We start from the raw sequence: 17,674 nt of genomic DNA on the forward strand, positions 1-17,674 counted from the left end.
AATATTTAAAAGGGTACTTTTACAGTACCCTTTTTTGTTTTTAATACCATGAACAATTTATTTCCTGTATTCCTCAAGACAGAGATTCTCGACGTACTTATTATCGGCGGTGGAAACGTAGGCCTTGAGAAGCTCGAGGCAGTGCTTAAAAACGCCCCTGAGACGCAAGTAACCATTGTGGCACCACTTATCAGGCAGGAGATATCAGAGCTCGCTCAGAAGCACCGTTTGACGCTTATTCATGAAGAGTACCAGCCCGGGCATCTGACGGGCCGTGATATTGTCATTGCTGGCACGGATGATAAGGAAGTGAACAGGCAGGTATACCTTGATTGTAAAAGAGAAAAAATACTGATCAATGTGGCTGATACCCCCGACCTCTGCGATTTTTACCTGAGCTCAGTGGTCAGAAAAGGAGATCTGAAAATTGCGATCTCAACTAATGGAAGGTCGCCGACGTTTGCCAAAAGATTCAGGGAGATACTGGAAGAGATCATTCCGGAATCCATACAGGAAACGTTGGATAACCTGCAGGCCATCAGAAACAAGCTGAAGGGGGATTTTCAGTCTAAGGTAGACAAACTCAATGAGATCACTAAAGTAATGAAAGAGAAGTAATTACATTTCGATCAGAAGGGCCTCACAGGCTCTTCTTGCGGCGTCTTGTTCGGCTTTTTTCTTGTTCCAGCCACCACCTTCGCTTACCCTTTCACCGTCAACGGATACCTGGGCAATAAACTCTTTACTGTGATGTCGGCCTTTTTCCTGAACAATTTCAAAGTCCACTTTTTTGCCTTCTGCCTGAGCCCAGCTTAAGATGATACTTTTGTAGTTGGTGTTATTCTGAATGACCTCATCAAGGTCATAGTAATTGGAGATCAGTTTTTTAACAATAAACCTTTTGGTAAACCTGAAGCCTTTGTCGAGATAGATAGCCCCGATAAGAGCTTCCATAGCATCGCCATACATCGAAGTACGCTGATGGGCTACCCTTTGACCGTCAAATTCCACAAGTTTATCGAGGCCTATTTTACGGGCAACAAGATTTAAGGATTCACGGTTAACTATTCTGGATCTTATTTCGGTAAGAAAACCCTCGTCTTTGAAAGGGTATTTTTTGAAGAGGTATTCCGCAATGACCATACCCAATACAGAGTCCCCAAGATATTCGAGACGCTCGTTAGATTCTTTAAAGCCGGAAATTTTGGTCTTTTTTGAGGCGGAAGTATGGCGGAAAGCCAGTTGATAGAGCAAATCATTCGTCGGCCGGTCACCAATGATTTGTTCTATGGACTTTCTGAAATCCCTCAGTTTGGAATCTCCTGTAAAAAACTCAATAATAGATGTTCTTACGGCCATGAAAAACTTCCTACATTATCTTTTCCATCTCTTCCGGACGGAAAAAAGCATGTTAATGTTATATTTTTTTGAAAATAAGTGTCGCATTGTGACCACCAAAACCGAAGCAGTTGCTTAACACCACGTCAATTTTTCTTGCTTTTGGTTTGTTTGGCGTCAGGTCGATACCCGGATTGATTACCTCATCGATGTTAAACAAGTTGATCGTTGGCGGAACAATTTGTTTATCAAGAGCCAGGATCGCAGCCACAGATTCCACAGCACCGGCACCACCCAGAAGGTGTCCTGTCATTGATTTGGTTGAACTGACACTCATTTTATAAGCATGTTCACCAAAAAGCTGTTCGATTGCCTTGATTTCCTGGGGATCTCCCAACGGGGTTGATGTTCCGTGAGTATTGATATAATCAATTTCGGATACATCCATCTGGGCGTCTTCCAAAGCGTCTTTCATCGAAAGATAAGCTCCATAGCCTTCAGGATGCGGGGCGGTAATGTGATAGGCATCTGATGAAAATCCACCACCTACCAGTTCACAATATATTTTGGCTCCTCTTGCTTTGGCATGCTCATACTCTTCAAGAATCAATGAAGCACCGCCCTCACCAAGAACGAACCCGTCTCTGTCTTTATCATAAGGTCTCGACGCGGTTGCAGGATCATCATTTCTTTCTGACAAAGCCCTTAATGCATTGAAACCACCAACACCAGCCTGTGTAACAGCTGCCTCAGAACCACCGGTAACACAAGCGACCATTCTGCCGAGACGGATATAATTGAAAGCATCAATTACCGCGTTGTTGGTAGATGAACATGCAGAAACAGTGACATAATTAGGTCCTCTGAAACCATATTTGATAGAGATCTGGCCGGAAGCACTGTCTGCTATCATTTTAGGAATAAAGAAAGGATTAAATCTCGGGGTTCCGTTTCCTCCTGAAAAAGCGATTACTTCTTCTTCAAAGGTTTTCAGACCACCGATACCAGATCCCCAGATCACACCGATTTTATCTTTGTTGACTTTATCCAGGTCGAGTCCGGAATCAGCTACGGCCTCATCAGCAACCACCACGGCGTACTGCGTAAAAAGGTCCATCTTTCTGGCATCCTGACGAGGAATAAAATTAGTTACCTCAAAGTTTTTGACTTCGCAGGCAAACTGCGTTTTGAAAAGACTGGGATCAAACTTTGTAATCCTTGCAGCCCCGCTAACACCGTTATACAATCCCTCCCAGTATTCCTGAGCTGTATTTCCAATAGGGGTTAAAGCACCTATACCTGTAACAACGACCCGCTTTAAATCCATAAAGTAGTTTAAATTAAAAATTCAATATCCAATTGAGAATGAAATATAACATTAGTCAATTGAATATTGAACTTACTTAATGAGAAAAAACAATTACTTAGAGTTCTCTTCCAAATAAGTGATGGCCTGTCCAACAGTCTGAATATTTTCAGCCTGATCGTCAGGAATAGATACATTGAATTCTTTTTCAAATTCCATGATTAACTCAACGGTATCCAAAGAATCCGCTCCAAGATCATTTGTAAATGATGCTTCTGCGGTAACTTCTGACTCATCAACGCCAAGCTTCTCAACAATAATTTTCTTTACTTTCGATGCTATATCTGACATTTTAAAAATGTAGTTTGGTGAAAAACAATGCAAAGAAATAGATTTTAAATGAAACCAACAAAAACAAGCATGTTTTTTTGAATGACAAATTGTTCCGATATTTGTATTTTATTTATAAAACCAGTCAAAAACGCATGTTAAACATTCAAAATATAGCGAATTACGGCACTAAAAATTTTTTCCTGATTGCGGGTCCCTGTGCCATTGAAGGCAGAGACATGGCTTTTGGAATCGCCGAGAAAATTGTGAAGCTTACCACAGATCTCAAAATACCATACATTTTCAAAGGAAGTTACAGAAAGGCCAATCGTACAAAACTGAATAGTTTTACAGGGATTGGAGACGAAAAAGCACTGAAGATATTACAGGAGATCGGTCAGACATTTAACATCCCGACAGTCACAGACATCCATGAATCACATGAAGCCGCTCTGGCTGCTGAATATGTGGATGTTTTACAGATACCCGCATTTTTATGCAGACAGACCGAACTTCTGGATGCTGCTGCCAAAACCGGTAAAGCCGTCAACATCAAAAAAGGACAGTTCCTTTCCGGGGCATCCATGGGTTTTGCAGTAGAAAAAGTAGAGAGCGTTAATCCCAATGCCCAGGTAATCCTGACAGACAGGGGAAACAGCTTTGGTTATTCTGACCTGGTAGTTGACTACCGGAATATCGTTGATATGGGCAAGTTTAATGTGCCTGTGGTGATGGATTGTACCCATTCTCTTCAAAAACCAAATCAGACTTCCGGCGTAACAGGCGGAAATCCTGAAATGATATCCACGATTGCAAAGGCCGCTATTGCCGTCGGGGCAGACGGGCTGTTTATTGAAACACACCCCAATCCGGCGGAGGCAAAATCTGACGGAGCCAACATGCTTCACCTGGATAAACTGGAAGAATTACTGATTCAGCTGGTCAGGATCAGGGAAGCAATTGCATAATCTGAAGGCAGAGTTGAACGGCACTACTTTTTTATAAATTGGAAAGAAAAAGAATTGAAAGCATTAAAAAGTAAAGCGTACAAAATTAATTAACTTTGTACCTTAACAATTTGCTTTCCCAATAAATTAAAAATGTCTAATTCATTCAGAAAAAAAAAGAAATCAACCCAAAGCCGGAATACCAAAACATCTTCAGAGTCTGACTACTCATCGGAGGGTTCTATTTTTCCGTCGACTTTTGGCCGAGACCAGTTTTCTCTTGTTTTTGGAGTGTTTTTGCTGGCACTTTCCTTACTCCTGCTGGTTGCTTTTGTCTCCTATTTGTTCTCAGGTTATGCAGATCAGGATATTATCCAGCATAAACTGAGTGATACGCTTGCTTCTGAAACCAAACGTCCTTCAAACTCTCTGGGGTTGTTCGGGGCATATCTTTCTCATTGGTTTATTTTTAAATGGTTTGGTATTGCTGCTTTTTTTATGCTTCCTCTCCTGTTTTTCTCAGGATTCAGGTTGGTATTTGGTGAAGACCTGTTCAAAATTAATCTGAACAGGCTGGCCATCGGGAGCATCTTCTATCTTTTCTTTGTTTCTGTTTTTCTTGGGTTCTGGGTTTACACCTTTGACTTCAGCGGAAGCGTTCTGGCCGGTGGAATCGGATTCCAGGCGAATGAATTCCTGTTCAGGCTGATGGGCTGGGGGAGTATCATCCTGATTTTACTCGTTCTGTTTATCTGGATGGTTTTTTTCCATGGTATGACGCAGATCGATGACTATTTTCTGGGCAAATATTTCCCGAAAAAACCAAAGAAATTTCAGTTTGAACCTGATGCTGACCTGGAAGAGGTTTCAGACCAACCGGTTTTTACGCCTGTTAAGCCTGAAGTACCGGCCAAAGCAGAGGTAATAAATCACAAAGCAGAAGAAGAGGTTTTTGAACCCGTATCCCTGGCAAAAGAGCCATTTAAAGGAGGGATTTCTTTTACTATTGAAAAAAATCAGGAAGAACCGTTGGTGCTGAAAATCGAAGAGGCGGCCAGAACATCTGCTTTTGAAGAGGATAATAACGATCAGCTTCTGGATGAATTCGGCCCTTATGATCCTAAACTTGATTTGTCAGGGTACATGTATCCGCCGATCAGCTTACTGCAGGAATATAATTCTACCGGGTCGAAAGTAACCGAAGAAGAGCTTGAAGCCAATAAAGACAAGATCATCAAGACCATCAATAACTTCCAGATCGGGATTGCCTCTATCAAGGCAACCATCGGGCCTACGGTTACGCTGTATGAAATTGTACCGGATGCCGGCGTAAGGATTTCAAAGATCAAAAACCTGGAAGATGATATTGCCCTCAGCCTTGCTGCTTTAGGTATCAGGATTATCGCCCCTATGCCCGGCAAAGGGACGATCGGGATTGAGGTGCCGAATAAAAACCGCGAAATGGTTTCTATCAAATCGGTGCTCTCATCCGAAAAATTCCAGAAGTCAACTTTTGAACTGCCCATCGTTTTAGGGAAAACCATCTCCAACGAGCTTTATATTGCAGACCTGGCAAAAATGCCCCACCTGCTGATGGCAGGGGCCACAGGACAGGGAAAGTCAGTAGGACTTAATGTGATCCTGGCGTCGTTGCTCTATAAAAAACACCCGGCAGAAGTCAAGTTTGTGCTGGTTGACCCGAAGAAAGTGGAGTTAACCCTGTTCAACAAAATAGAACGTCATTTCCTGGCGATGCTGCCTAATGCAGAGGAAGCCATCATTACCGATACGAAAAAGGTTATCAATACCCTTAATTCGCTTTGTATCGAAATGGACAACCGTTATAATTTGCTGAAGGAGGCGGGTGTCAGGAATATTAAAGAGTATAACGCCAAGTTTACCCACCGGAAACTGAATCCTGAAAAAGGGCATAAGTTTTTACCCTATATCGTGCTGGTCATTGATGAGCTGGCTGACCTGATGATGACCGCCGGAAAAGAAGTAGAGCAGCCTATTGCCAGACTTGCACAGCTGGCCAGGGCCATCGGGATACATTTGATTGTAGCTACCCAAAGACCTTCGGTTAATGTTATCACTGGTTTGATCAAGGCCAACTTCCCGGCCAGGCTTTCCTTTAAAGTGACCGCCAAAGTAGACTCCAGAACCATCCTGGACACCGGGGGCTCCGAGCAGCTGGTCGGAAACGGGGATATGCTTTTATCAACCGGATCGGATATGGTCAGGTTGCAATGTCCTTTTGTGGATACGCCGGAGGTAGAAAGTGTTTGTGAATATATCGGAAGCCAGAGAGCATATGAGTCGGCCTATCTTTTACCTGAGTTTTATGGCGACGACGAACCGGATGGCCTGGATTTTGACCCGACCGAACTGGATCCGTTGTTTGATGATGCGGCCAGGTTGCTGGTGATTCATCAGCAGGGAAGTACTTCACTGATCCAGAGAAAAATGAAACTGGGGTACAACAGGGCAGGACGGATCATTGACCAGCTGGAAGGAGCCGGGGTAGTAGGACCGTTTGAAGGCAGTAAAGCCCGTGAGGTTCTTATCAAAGACCTGGAGCATCTCGAAGAGGTTCTGCGAAGCCTGAAGCGTTCTTAGGAACACTTTTTTAACAGTTAAATTAAACCATTGAATTTTTTTTACATCTAAACAGTTAATTAACAAAAGGAGGACAAGATGATGAAGCGAACCATTTTAAGTATATTATTTTCAAGTTCTGTATTGTTTTCATTTGGTCAGGATAAAAAAGCCGAAAGCATTTTAGATCAGATGAGTCAGAAATATCAGAAACTGAATACCTTCAGTGCTTCATTTACTTACGGAGTTGAAGGGGCCAATTCAAGCCTGACGCAGGCATTTAAAGGCAATGTGACGGTAAAAGGCCTGAAATTTAAACTGAAAATGGCCGGACAGGAGATTTTCAACAATGGCAAAGAGATCTTTACCTATGTGAAAGAAACCAACGAAGTAAATATTACGGATTTTAACCCGAATAATGATTCTGATTTTTCTCCGACCAAAATTTACTCAATCTATAAGAAAGGGTATAAGTATGTTTTCAAAGAAGAGCAGAAAGTAGGAAGCCAGTTTTATGAAGTGGTGGAGTTGTCGCCAACCAGTGCCAAATCAAATGTGAATAAGGTGCAGATCACGGTCAATAAAAAAGACAAAACGGTAAAGAGCTGGAAAATCTGGGATAAGGCAGGAAAGAAAACGGTTTTTAAAGTGGAAGACTTTGTACCGAATGTGGCTGCAGCAGATAATGTTTTCACTTTTGATGCTAAAAAATATCCTGGTGTTGAGGTAGTTGACTTAAGATAAATTGTTACATATATACTTTTTTTAAGGCCCGAAGTGATCTTTTGCTTTGGGCCTGTTTTTTTGATTATGTCGTCACATCACATTGTAAGAGAAAAACAGGAGCCGGCATTGATCATTGCCAATGGTGAGGCCTGTTCAATGGATTTGCTGGAGCAGCTGCTTGAGTGGAGCCCGCTCGTGATTGTCCTTGACGGGGCAGTAGAGAGGGTGCTTGACCTGGGAATTAAGATCGACGTTCTGTTCGGTGACTTCGACGGACTAAGCATCCCGCTGGATGAGATAAAGCGGCGGCAATATCCGATAGAAATCATTCATGCCCCGGACCAGGAAAAGACCGATCTGGAGAAAGCGATTGACTATCTGATTTCGCGGGAATTTCCGGCGGTCAACATTGTCTGGGCTACCGGAAGGAGGGCTGATCATACGCTCGCCAACATCACCAACCTGGTCAAATATCGTGAGCAGATCCAGGTAAAAATGATTGATGATTATTCGGTGATTTTTCCTTTGTCGCCACTCCCAAACGTGTTCAGTAAGTGGTACAAGGCCGAAACACCCATTTCTCTGATCCCTGTAGGGGTAGCAGAAGGCATAGAAACGGACAACCTGACTTATCCACTATACGGTGAGTCGCTGACGTTGGGAGCACGCATCGGAAATAGTAATTCTGTGGAAAAAGATGGGATTATTACTATAAAATACAAGAAAGGAGAAATGTTGATAATGGAATGTAGAGATTAATAATGAGATTGTTACGTGTTGATAAGTTTTTAACTTTTTCTTTTTTTTATCAAATCAGAAATTTACATTTGTAAAACGTTGGCCATTTAAACTATAGAAATTGTAATAGTAAAACCGGTTGATAAAATGTGGATAACTTTAAAATCTGATTTTAATAGTACTTTTCCAATGTTCTAAATCGACAAGAGCTTGATTATAAGTAATAACAAATCACGCGATCTATTACGATATTAAAAAATTGTTAAATCCAAAGAATTTTCCCGGTTTTTAAATAATTTTTTTTGCTCTATTTTTGAACTAACAACGGATCAAAAATCTTAAACACAAAAGGGCACTCCTTAAACCCCCCAAGGCAAATATGTACGTTATTAAAAGAGACGGTCGAAGAGAATCGGTTAAATTCGACAAGGTTACCGCACGGATCGAAAGGTTATGTTATGGACTTGACCTTGCTTTTGTTCAACCTGTAGAAGTGGCAATGAAAGTTGTATCAGGTATTTATGATGGAGTTACAACCTCCGAGCTTGATAATCTGGCCGCTGAGACAGCTGCCTCTATGACTACCAAGCATCCTGATTATGCCACATTGGCTGCGAGGATTGCGATATCCAATCTCCATAAAAACACGCTTAAGTCGTTTTCCGGAACCATCAAGATGCTTTATCAGTATGTTGATCCGAAAACAGGGGAAAATGCTTCATTGATTTCCAAGGATGTCTGGAAAGTGGTTCAGAAAAATGCCGCTTTGCTTGACTCAACCATTATCTACGACAGAGATTACGGATATGATTATTTTGGTTACAAAACCCTTGAGAAATCATATTTGCTGAAACTGAACAATAAAATTGTGGAAAGACCCCAGCACATGCTGATGCGTGTGGCGGTAGGTATCCATGGTGAGGACATTGAAAAAGCCATCGAAACTTATGATTTGCTTTCGGAAAGATGGTTTACCCATGCTACACCAACTTTGTTTAATGCAGGAACACCAAAACCTCAGTTGTCGTCATGTTTCCTTCTGACCATGAAGGATGACAGCATCGAAGGTATTTACGATACACTGAAACAAACCGCTAAAATTTCGCAGTCTGCGGGAGGAATCGGGTTGTCAATCCATAACGTAAGGGCAACAGGCTCATACATCAAAGGAACCAACGGAACGTCCAACGGGATTGTACCGATGCTGAGGGTTTTCAATGATACGGCGAGATATGTTGACCAGGGCGGTGGAAAACGCAAAGGATCTTTTGCGATCTATATCGAACCATGGCATGCGGATATATTCGATTTCCTGGATCTGAAAAGAAACCACGGGAAAGAAGAATTGAGAGCAAGGGATTTGTTCTACGCGATGTGGATCTCGGATTTATTTATGAAGAGAGTAGAAGCCAATGATGACTGGTCATTGTTCTGTCCTCACGAGTGTCCGGGACTGGCAGATTGCTACGGTGATGAGTTTGAAAAACTATATGAGAAATATGAGTCTGAAGGCAGAGCCCGCAGAACGGTAAAAGCTCAGGAGCTGTGGTTTGCCATGCTTGAGTCGCAGGTAGAAACAGGAACACCTTATATCCTGTATAAAGATGCGGCCAACAAAAAATCAAATCAGAAAAACCTGGGTACGATCAAATCATCGAACCTTTGTACTGAAATCATCGAATATACTGCCCCTGACGAAGTAGCGGTATGTAACCTGGCTTCTATTGCTTTACCAAAATATCTGTTAACCAATGATTTTGGCGAAGTAACCAGCTTTGATTTCAAAAAATTATATGAAGTTACCAAGGTAATCACCGGTAACCTGAACAAGATCATTGACGTTAACTACTATCCTGTAGAAGAAGCAGAAAGGAGTAACAAGCGTCACAGGCCGATCGGAATCGGTGTGCAGGGTCTTGCAGATACTTTCATGCTGATGCGTATGCCTTTCGAGTCTGAAGCAGCACAGAAACTGAATAAGGATATTTTTGAGACGATCTATTTTGCAGCCATGGAGGCTTCAATGGAGCTGGCTATTGCTGAAGGACCATACCAGACCTGGGAAGGGTCTCCGATTTCAAAAGGTATATTCCAGTTTGATATGTGGGATGTTACTCCGGAATCAGGTTTGTGGAACTGGGAAGATCTTCGTGAGAAAGTGATCAAAAACGGTGTAAGAAACTCTCTTCTTCTGGCTCCGATGCCGACAGCTTCAACCAGCCAGATCTTAGGAAACAACGAGTGTTTTGAACCATATACTTCTAATATTTACACCAGAAGGGTATTATCAGGAGAATTTGTAGTGGTTAACAAGCACCTTTTGAGAGATCTTGTAAAAGTGGGCTTGTGGAATGACACCATGAAAAATAAACTGATTGCAGCCAACGGCTCTGTTCAGAATATCCCGGAAATTCCTGAAAAGCTGAAAGAACTTTATAAAACAGCCTGGGAAATCAAACAAAAATCATTGATTGACATGTCTGCAGACAGAGGAGCGTTCATCTGTCAAAGCCAGTCACTTAACATATTTATGCAGGATCCTAATTTCGGAAAACTTACCTCTATGCACTTCTATGCGTGGAAAGCCGGTCTGAAAACAGGGATGTACTACCTGCGTACTAAAGCAGCTACTGATGCGGTTAAATTTACAGTGGATCGTCAGGCTATCGCTGAAACGACTCCTGTAACTGAAAAAATCGAAGAAAAGCCATTGGATTATGAAGCATATGCTAAAGAAAACGAGGCTAAAATAAAAGCTGCAGCCACATTTGCGAACGAAGAGGAACAGAAATATGCAGCAATGCAATGTTCGCTTGACGATCCGGAAGGATGTGAAATGTGTGGTTCTTAAGGGTTCCGACTTACTTAAATGCTATTCTTTTTTGACAACAAATACCACCTCACTTTTGGGGTGGTATTTGTTTTTTATACCAGGTTGGGTTTATTCTTCTGCATTAGCCTGAAAAATAAATTTTCCTTCCGTGCGGTTTTCTTCTTGTGATAAGAGTAAATTGAAGGTTAAAATCAACCGAAATGCAAAACTATGATGTGATCGTTGTTGGTGCAGGTTATGCGGGACTGACCGCGGCGAGAACCCTGGTTGACGCCGGCAAAAAAGTGTTGGTACTGGAAGCCCGCGACAGGGTCGGAGGGAGGGTATTCACGCAGCATTATCCTGAAGGCTTTTACCTTGATCTGGGAGGAGCTTGGGTAGGCCCTACACAGGACAAGTTTTATGACCTCATCAGGGAATCCGGGATTTCTACATTTAAAACCTATGCAGAAGGAAAAAGCACGCTTCTGTACAAAGGGAAACTAAAACACTACAAAGGTCTGATACCCCCATTGCCTGTCGGAGCCTTATTGAGCCTTGATTTTGCCATTAAGAAAATGAATAAATTGTCAGCAGGCATTAACCTCGAAAAACCCTGGCTAAGTCCTGATGCCGCAAAATACGACGCCATGACGCTGTCCTCCTGGATGGATAAGCAAATGTCATTTGATACGGCTAAAGTCATGTTTAAAATGGCCGCAGAAGCCATTTGGGCGGCTGACCCCTCAGAGATATCCTTTTTACATGCTTTGTTTTATACCAAATCAGGGCGAAATCTGGATACCCTGATGAACGTGGAAAACGGAGCACAGGAAGAGCGAATATCAGGCGGGGCTCAGGGGCCGGCCTTAAAACTGGCAGAAAGAATAAAAGAGAATATCCGGTTAAATGCTGTGGTCACCCACGTCGACCAAAGCGGGGAGCAAGTGATCGTTAAAGGTCCTGACTTTGAATTTAAGGCGTCTAAAATAATCATTGCTTTACCTCCTCATCTGACGGGAAAAATAAGCTATTTACCTGCCATGCCTGCCAATCGCGAACAACTTGTACAGCGGGTTCCTATGGGTACGGTTACGAAGACTTTTGCTGTTTATGATAAACCTTTCTGGCGTGAAAAAGGGCTTAATGGCCTTTGTGCTACCAATGAAGGTTTTACGACGGTGACGTTTGATAATTCACCCCCGGATGGCAGCAAGGGAATCCTGATGGGTTTTGTACTGGCCAATCAATCGAAGGCATTCATAGAACTGGACCATGAAGTCCGCAAGGCAGAAATTCTCAGATCATTTTCGTCGTTTTATGGGGAAGAGGCTCTGAACCCGATCCGGTATGTTGACCATAACTGGTCGCAGGAAGCATTTTCGGGAGGTTGTTATGCTGGATTTATGCCTACCGGGGTCTGGACAAGCCTGGGAGAGTCACTCAGAAAACCTGTAGGAAATATCCACTGGGCGGGAACAGAAACGTCCGATATCTGGAACGGATACATTGAAGGAGCTATAAGATCAGGAGAAAGGGCTGCGGGGGAGATAACAGGTGCTTAATGTCATTAAAAAGGAAAAGGGGATTATCTGAAAAGACAATCCCCTTTTCTATGAAATTCCGGTCACGGATTCGTAGTCAGAATGGCTGATTTCTGAGCAGAAACCAAACCATTGTCTGTAACGATTTCTGCAAAGAAAACCCGGGTGGTCTTTTTGGTCTCCTGGGCCTTAACCGGCACTTTAATGACATAGTTCCTCAGGTTGGCATCATATTGCTGTGTTCCTGCAGGAATGGTCGCTACAAGGGTTTGTGCCCCCGTAGCAGTAGCAGCCCAATACACCCTGAATTCTTTAACTGGCACCAATGTGGTGTATTCAATATTAAAGAGGGTGTTTGCGGAAGCGTCTACCGTCTGACCTGTAATTACTGAAGTATTGGCGGTAATGAGACGTGTTGGCCCCAACCAAACCACTGAAATCTGGGCTACTTTTCCTTTGCTGACGGTGATGTCACTGATAAGATCCGGCTCTTCATAACATCCCGACAGAAAGCATGAAGACAGGCTCAATAATGAAAGGAGAAGGATTCTGATATTTTTATTCATTTCTCTTAAATTTTTAGATTAATTATTTGGTAAACAGCCACATCGAGGCCTCCGGGTCCTTAAAGTTCGCTTCAACATTTTTGGAGTTCCTTGTAGATTCAGACGCCGGATATTTCATCCTTTGTATTCTCTTTCCTTCAAGTTCCGGGTTGGCGTTATTAGGCATCGGGAAGTCCAGGTAGTTGTACTTCCTGATGTCTGTCCAGATGTCTCCGATAAGGAACTGGGCCTTGTATTTTTCCAGAATAATTCTTTTAAGGGTAAGTTCTGCTGCCCCGATATTGATAAGGGGAGAGTTTAAATAAGCATTGATATTGTCATTGCTTACACCCAGTTTCTGCATATTGGAACGGGCAATTTCCAGGTAGGCACTGTAAGCCTCAGGGGTTGTTCCTTTTGAAGAAATCGTGCCGTTGTTAAGTAAAAACTTAGCTTCCGCTTCCAGGGCTTTGGTTTCAGAATAAGTCACCATCACTATCGGAGAAGTAATGCTGGAATGCCAGGCCTTTACGTTAAAGTCAACCGTAGAGCCGGCTCCCGAACCAGGAACAACACCCTGATAAACTGTTTGGTTGTTTTTTAAAGTAACGACGATAGGAAGACGGGGGTCTACCACTCCGTGTGTTTTACCATTCAACAGGTCTACATAAGTGCTTCCGTAAGTGACAGACAGGTTAGAGGTGCTGTTGGCCAAAGCCACGCGGCTGTACCACGGGCTCAGGTTTTTAGAGTTATAAGGCAACTGAAAGTCATCAGCATTGCTTTTCATACCATTCTGAAGGGCAGCTGCGGCAGTTTGAGCGGCAGTCTGTGGGTTCTGAGCAGAAAGATGCAGGGCAAAACGGGCCTTCAAAGTGTAAGCCAGCCGTGTCCATTTGCCAAGATCTCCTGCATAGATCATGTCGTCAGAGCCAGGTTTTGTTCCTGAATTTTTACCGAGCTCGGCAATTCCTTCATCCAGCAGTTTCTGAATAGAAGCATAAATGGATTGCTGCGTATCATAGGCAGGCGTAAAGTTTTTCTGATCTGCCTGAGAGTAAGGAATGTTCTCCCAGTTGACAGCCGCTATACCAAGGTTATAAGCCATCATGGTTTTGGCGATACCGACATAGGCCGGAGCACCATCTTTTTCGCCTTTTTGAATCAGGAGATTCAACTGAGGAATAACATACAGATATAAGCTTGACCAGCCTGTGGCGTTTTCAGCTTCTGCATAAGAGTCTGTCCCGTTTGTCCCAAGGTTACTTCCAAGTTGCTGGGCATATTGACAAGCCACATAAGCCTGCTGATAACTGACTTCACTGGTATACAGCTGGGCTGTCGGTAATAATTCCTGCACGGTAGCATCACCTTTTAAAGTCGGGTCCACATTAACATCCAGAAAAGTGTCACAGCCAGACAGGACAGTCATGGATATGGCCAGTATTAAGGTGTATATATTATTTAATTTTTTCATATCAATTGTAATTTTAATAATTATCCGGATTAAAAATTAGCCGTTAAACCTACCTGGAAACTTCTGGTTGAAGGGTTATTTCTACCCACAAAACCAATCAGGTTGGTTCCTGAACCGAACGTCAGAGCTTCCGGGTCATATCCTCTGAACGGTGTGTTAAGGAACAGGTTGGTGCCTGTGGCATTGATTCTCACACCACCTTTGAACACGGTATTTCCGATCAGGCTTTTTGGCAATGAATAATTCAGACTCACTGTCCTGATTCTGAACCATGATCCATCTTGGATATTAAGTTTAGACCATCCGTTGAACCGGGTAGAAGTAGACGGGTTATAAAGTAAATCATCAAGATAAACAGTTTTGGTATTTGGAGTATAGGTTGATTTTCCATCTGAGCCTTTAGTTTCAACCACGCCGTTAAATATTACTTGTTCGTAACGTCTTTCAGTAAGCTTGATAGAGCCGCTTCTGAGAGCGTTTCTTTCTCCAAGGTCTATAACGTCACCACCCTGACGCCATTCCATCAGCACAGAAAGCCCAAGGCCCTTATAATTGAAGGTATTGGTCAATCCGCCGATCCAGTCAGGCAAGGCATTGCCGTATTGGGTCAACACGGTGCTGGTTACAGGAAAGCCGGTAGTCGCATTGATGATCATTTGTCCGTCCGGAGCTCTTAAATAATCATAACCCCAAAGGTCGCCGATTCTGCTGCCTTGTTTTACTTTCAAAGTACCGACAGTGTTGTCATAATAAGAGATCTCCTGAAGTTCGGCTGGCATTTCAATTACTTTACCGGACATTTTTGACCAGTTCAAAGCCAGATCCCAGGTAAACGCCTTGGTCTGAACAGCTTTTCCGGTGATCAGTAATTCAACCCCCTTGTTGCGGATTAAACCGATATTGGTATAATAGAAAGAATATCCTGAAACATTGGAAACCGGGGCACGCACGATCTGGTCGCGGCTGTCCATGGTGAAATAAGTGGCATCCACCATGATGCGGTTTTTAAGGAAACGTAATTCCGTACCGAACTCAATAGAGGTTGTACGCTCAGGCTTAAGATTAGGATCGGCGGTGGTTGACCTTCTGATGTAACCCGGAACGGTATTGCCGAACGGGAAATTGCTCGTAATATCAAAATAAGTACCTGCCACATAAGGGTCAGTACCTTTACCCACCTGTGCCCATGAAGCCCTTAGCTTACCATAAGAGAAGGCGTTCTTGTTGCTGAAATGCTCGCTGAAAACATAGCCTAAACTAAAAGAAGGATAGAAGAATGAATTGTTGGCCTGCGGAAGCGTCGAAACGATATCGTTCCTGCCTGTGGCATTCAGATAGAGAATGTCTTTATAACTCAGTTTGGCATCTCCGAAGAAACTGACAATTCTGTAGTGTCCCGGGGAATAAGGTCTCTGTTCCACATTTCTGTAACTCGAAATATCGTCGGAGAAAGGAGCTTTCCAGCCTTCGCCACGGACATAATAGCTGTCAGGACGTTCGCTGTTGACCAGTGAATTTCCGACCATCAATGAGCCGCTCCAGCTTGGACTAAAGTCTTTTTTGGCTGTTACATAAAGGTTGGAGTTCAATTCTCTGTAGTTTAAAAACTCATTGACCATGAACCCTTTTACCTGGATACCCACATCAAAGGTACTGTCAACCTGTCTGTGACGGGTTTCATTATAGGTATCGTAAGTCAGCTGATATTTGGCAGAAAGCCAGTCGGTAAATTTATAGCTCACCGTCGCATCGGCGATATATCGGTTGATTTTGTCAACCCTTGGGCTTTTTTCTACCAGGTATCTCGGGTTGTCTGTAAAACCCGGAAGGATATTTTTCTGGGTCCCGTCAGGGTTCAGATAATCATTCACATCATAAGTATTCGGCCAGTAGCCCAGGGCACTGAAGATAGACTTATCTCCGGCAGGAGGTCTTTTACCACCTGAATTGATGTAGTTGAATGATCCGGAAACAGTCAGCTTTTCTGTGATATTATATGCACCGGCAAGTTTGGCGGAAGTCCTTCCGAAATCAGTATTGGGAACAATACCCGTCTGATAGCTGCGTCCTAAAGAGAAATAAATGTTGCCCTTATCATTGCCTTTGGTGAGGGTAATGTTATTATTGGTTCTGTACCCTGTTCTGTAAAACCCGCGGAAGTTGTCATAAATCTGATCCGTGGTGTTGCCGGGTTCAAGAACCGGTCCGAAAGACTGATACGGCGTTCTGCCGGGTCCCAGGGGAATGAATTCACCCAAACGGCCTTGCAGATAAGTAGTCTGTATAGAAGGGGATTTTCCTAAAACATCCACACCACCTGAAGTGGAAACGGTGATGTTCAATTTGCCGGATTTTCCTCTTTTAGTAGTAATGATAATGGCACCGTTTGAAGCACGAAGACCATAGAGGGCCGTTGCGGCAGGACCTTTAAGTATTGAAATACTTTCCACGTCATCAGGATTGATATCTGCGGCACGGTTGGTGTTGGCAAATTGTTCAGATGCCCCCGGCGAGTTACTTCCTGCACTTGGAAGCGGATTTCCTGCACTGGTGGCATTACTGATGATAATACCATCGATCACAAACAAAGGCTGGTTGTCAGCACTACCACTTAAAGAGGTCACCCCTCTCAAAATGATGTTTACCCCCGCACCCGGAGCTCCTCCTGAGCCTGTAATAACAGCACCCGCAATTTTTCCCTGCAATGCACCTACAAGATTTTGTTCTCCCGAGTTCTTTATTTCTTCAGATTTCAGGGATTGGATAGAGTAGCCTAAGCCTCTTTTTTCAACGGATTGGTTTAAAGCTGTAACGACTACTTCATTCAAAAACGCCGCTGACGGCACCAGCTTGACGTTGATAGTAGACTGGTCACCGACCCGTATGGTTTGGGCGTCCATTCCGACAAAGCTAAAGATAAGATCGGAGCCTTTTGGTGCAGAAATAGAGTAATTTCCATTGGCGTCAGTCATGGTTCCTACTGTTTTACCTTTGACAAGTACACTTACACCTGGCAAAGCCATTCCATCATCAGATGACGTAACGGTTCCTTTTACTGTGGAGGTCTGTGCAAAAACCCCGGCAGAGAAAAGAAAACAAAGGAAAAAGGATAAGTTTCGTAATGTTTCTTTCATAGAGTTGATTTGTTAATGATTACAAAGGCGTAAAAATAGTAAAGGTATCAAAACATCCTAACATTTTTATACAAATGGTACTATATCAAGCGTAAATTTAACTAAACGGTTAGTTTTTAGAGGGGCAGACGTTAAAAATCCGGGATGTGCTTCAAGCCGCCGGAGGCTTTCATGACAGG

13 protein-coding genes are annotated in these 17,674 nt (G+C 43.2%); 7 read left to right on the forward strand and 6 right to left on the reverse strand.

Annotated elements, in window-relative coordinates; all coding sequences use genetic code 11:
* The first annotated feature begins 48 nt into the window (after positions 1 to 48).
* Positions 49 to 618, forward strand: coding sequence for a bifunctional precorrin-2 dehydrogenase/sirohydrochlorin ferrochelatase (locus tag GVN16_RS11530; RefSeq protein ID WP_166564053.1), 570 nt, complete (start codon positions 49 to 51; stop codon positions 616 to 618).
* On the opposite strand, the gene rnc is transcribed toward GVN16_RS11530, so the two are convergent.
* The 3 genes from rnc to GVN16_RS11545 form a co-directional block, all read right to left on the reverse strand.
* Positions 619 to 1,359 (reverse strand): ribonuclease III, encoded by a 741-nt coding sequence (rnc, locus tag GVN16_RS11535; RefSeq protein ID WP_166564054.1) that lies wholly within the window; start codon positions 1,357 to 1,359, stop codon positions 619 to 621.
* 58 nt (positions 1,360 to 1,417) lie between these two features.
* Positions 1,418 to 2,665: a beta-ketoacyl-ACP synthase II gene (fabF, locus tag GVN16_RS11540; RefSeq protein ID WP_166564055.1), complete on the reverse strand. Its 1,248-nt coding sequence runs from the start codon at positions 2,663 to 2,665 to the stop codon at positions 1,418 to 1,420.
* 93 nt (positions 2,666 to 2,758) lie between these two features.
* Positions 2,759 to 2,995 (reverse strand): acyl carrier protein, encoded by a 237-nt coding sequence (locus GVN16_RS11545; protein WP_166564056.1) that lies wholly within the window; start codon positions 2,993 to 2,995, stop codon positions 2,759 to 2,761.
* 134 nt (positions 2,996 to 3,129) lie between these two features.
* Between GVN16_RS11545 and kdsA the strand changes: the two genes are divergently transcribed.
* The 6 genes from kdsA to GVN16_RS11575 all read left to right on the forward strand — a co-directional run bounded on the left by kdsA (position 3,130) and on the right by GVN16_RS11575 (position 12,360).
* Positions 3,130 to 3,942, forward strand: a complete 813-nt coding sequence (kdsA, locus tag GVN16_RS11550) for a 3-deoxy-8-phosphooctulonate synthase (protein WP_166564057.1) — start codon at positions 3,130 to 3,132, stop codon at positions 3,940 to 3,942.
* Positions 3,943 to 4,074: 132 nt separating this feature from the next.
* Complete coding sequence (locus GVN16_RS11555) at positions 4,075 to 6,540, forward strand: DNA translocase FtsK (protein ID WP_166564058.1); 2,466 nt, start codon at positions 4,075 to 4,077, stop codon at positions 6,538 to 6,540.
* Between the two features lie 78 nt (positions 6,541 to 6,618).
* Positions 6,619 to 7,263 (forward strand): outer membrane lipoprotein carrier protein LolA, encoded by a 645-nt coding sequence (locus tag GVN16_RS11560; protein ID WP_166564059.1) that lies wholly within the window; start codon positions 6,619 to 6,621, stop codon positions 7,261 to 7,263.
* Positions 7,264 to 7,329: 66 nt separating this feature from the next.
* A complete protein-coding gene (locus GVN16_RS11565; protein WP_166564060.1) occupies positions 7,330 to 8,004 on the forward strand; it encodes a thiamine diphosphokinase in 675 nt (224 codons plus the stop codon).
* 358 nt (positions 8,005 to 8,362) lie between these two features.
* Positions 8,363 to 10,834 (forward strand): ribonucleoside-diphosphate reductase subunit alpha, encoded by a 2,472-nt coding sequence (locus GVN16_RS11570; RefSeq protein ID WP_166564061.1) that lies wholly within the window; start codon positions 8,363 to 8,365, stop codon positions 10,832 to 10,834.
* 182 nt (positions 10,835 to 11,016) lie between these two features.
* Positions 11,017 to 12,360: a flavin monoamine oxidase family protein gene (locus GVN16_RS11575; protein ID WP_166564062.1), complete on the forward strand. Its 1,344-nt coding sequence runs from the start codon at positions 11,017 to 11,019 to the stop codon at positions 12,358 to 12,360.
* A 62-nt stretch (positions 12,361 to 12,422) separates the two neighbouring features.
* Here the strand turns inward: GVN16_RS11575 and GVN16_RS11580 are convergent, their stop codons facing one another.
* From GVN16_RS11580 to GVN16_RS11590, 3 genes are read right to left on the reverse strand one after another with little or no spacing between them, the layout of a single operon-like run.
* Positions 12,423 to 12,905 carry a hypothetical protein gene (locus GVN16_RS11580; RefSeq protein ID WP_205748844.1) on the reverse strand — a complete coding sequence of 161 codons (483 nt, stop codon included), beginning with the start codon at positions 12,903 to 12,905 and terminating at the stop codon, positions 12,423 to 12,425.
* A gap of 22 nt (positions 12,906 to 12,927) precedes the next feature.
* Entirely contained in the window at positions 12,928 to 14,361 is a 1,434-nt protein-coding gene (locus GVN16_RS11585; RefSeq protein WP_166564063.1) for a SusD/RagB family nutrient-binding outer membrane lipoprotein, read from the reverse strand.
* A gap of 29 nt (positions 14,362 to 14,390) precedes the next feature.
* On the reverse strand, positions 14,391 to 17,495 hold the full coding sequence (locus tag GVN16_RS11590; RefSeq protein WP_166564064.1) for a SusC/RagA family TonB-linked outer membrane protein: 3,105 nt from the start codon (positions 17,493 to 17,495) through the stop codon (positions 14,391 to 14,393).
* Between the last annotated feature and the right edge of the window lie 179 nt (positions 17,496 to 17,674).

This window comes from Emticicia sp. CRIBPO, from assembly GCF_009905725.1.
Taxonomy (GTDB): Bacteria; Bacteroidota; Bacteroidia; order Cytophagales; family Spirosomataceae; genus Leadbetterella.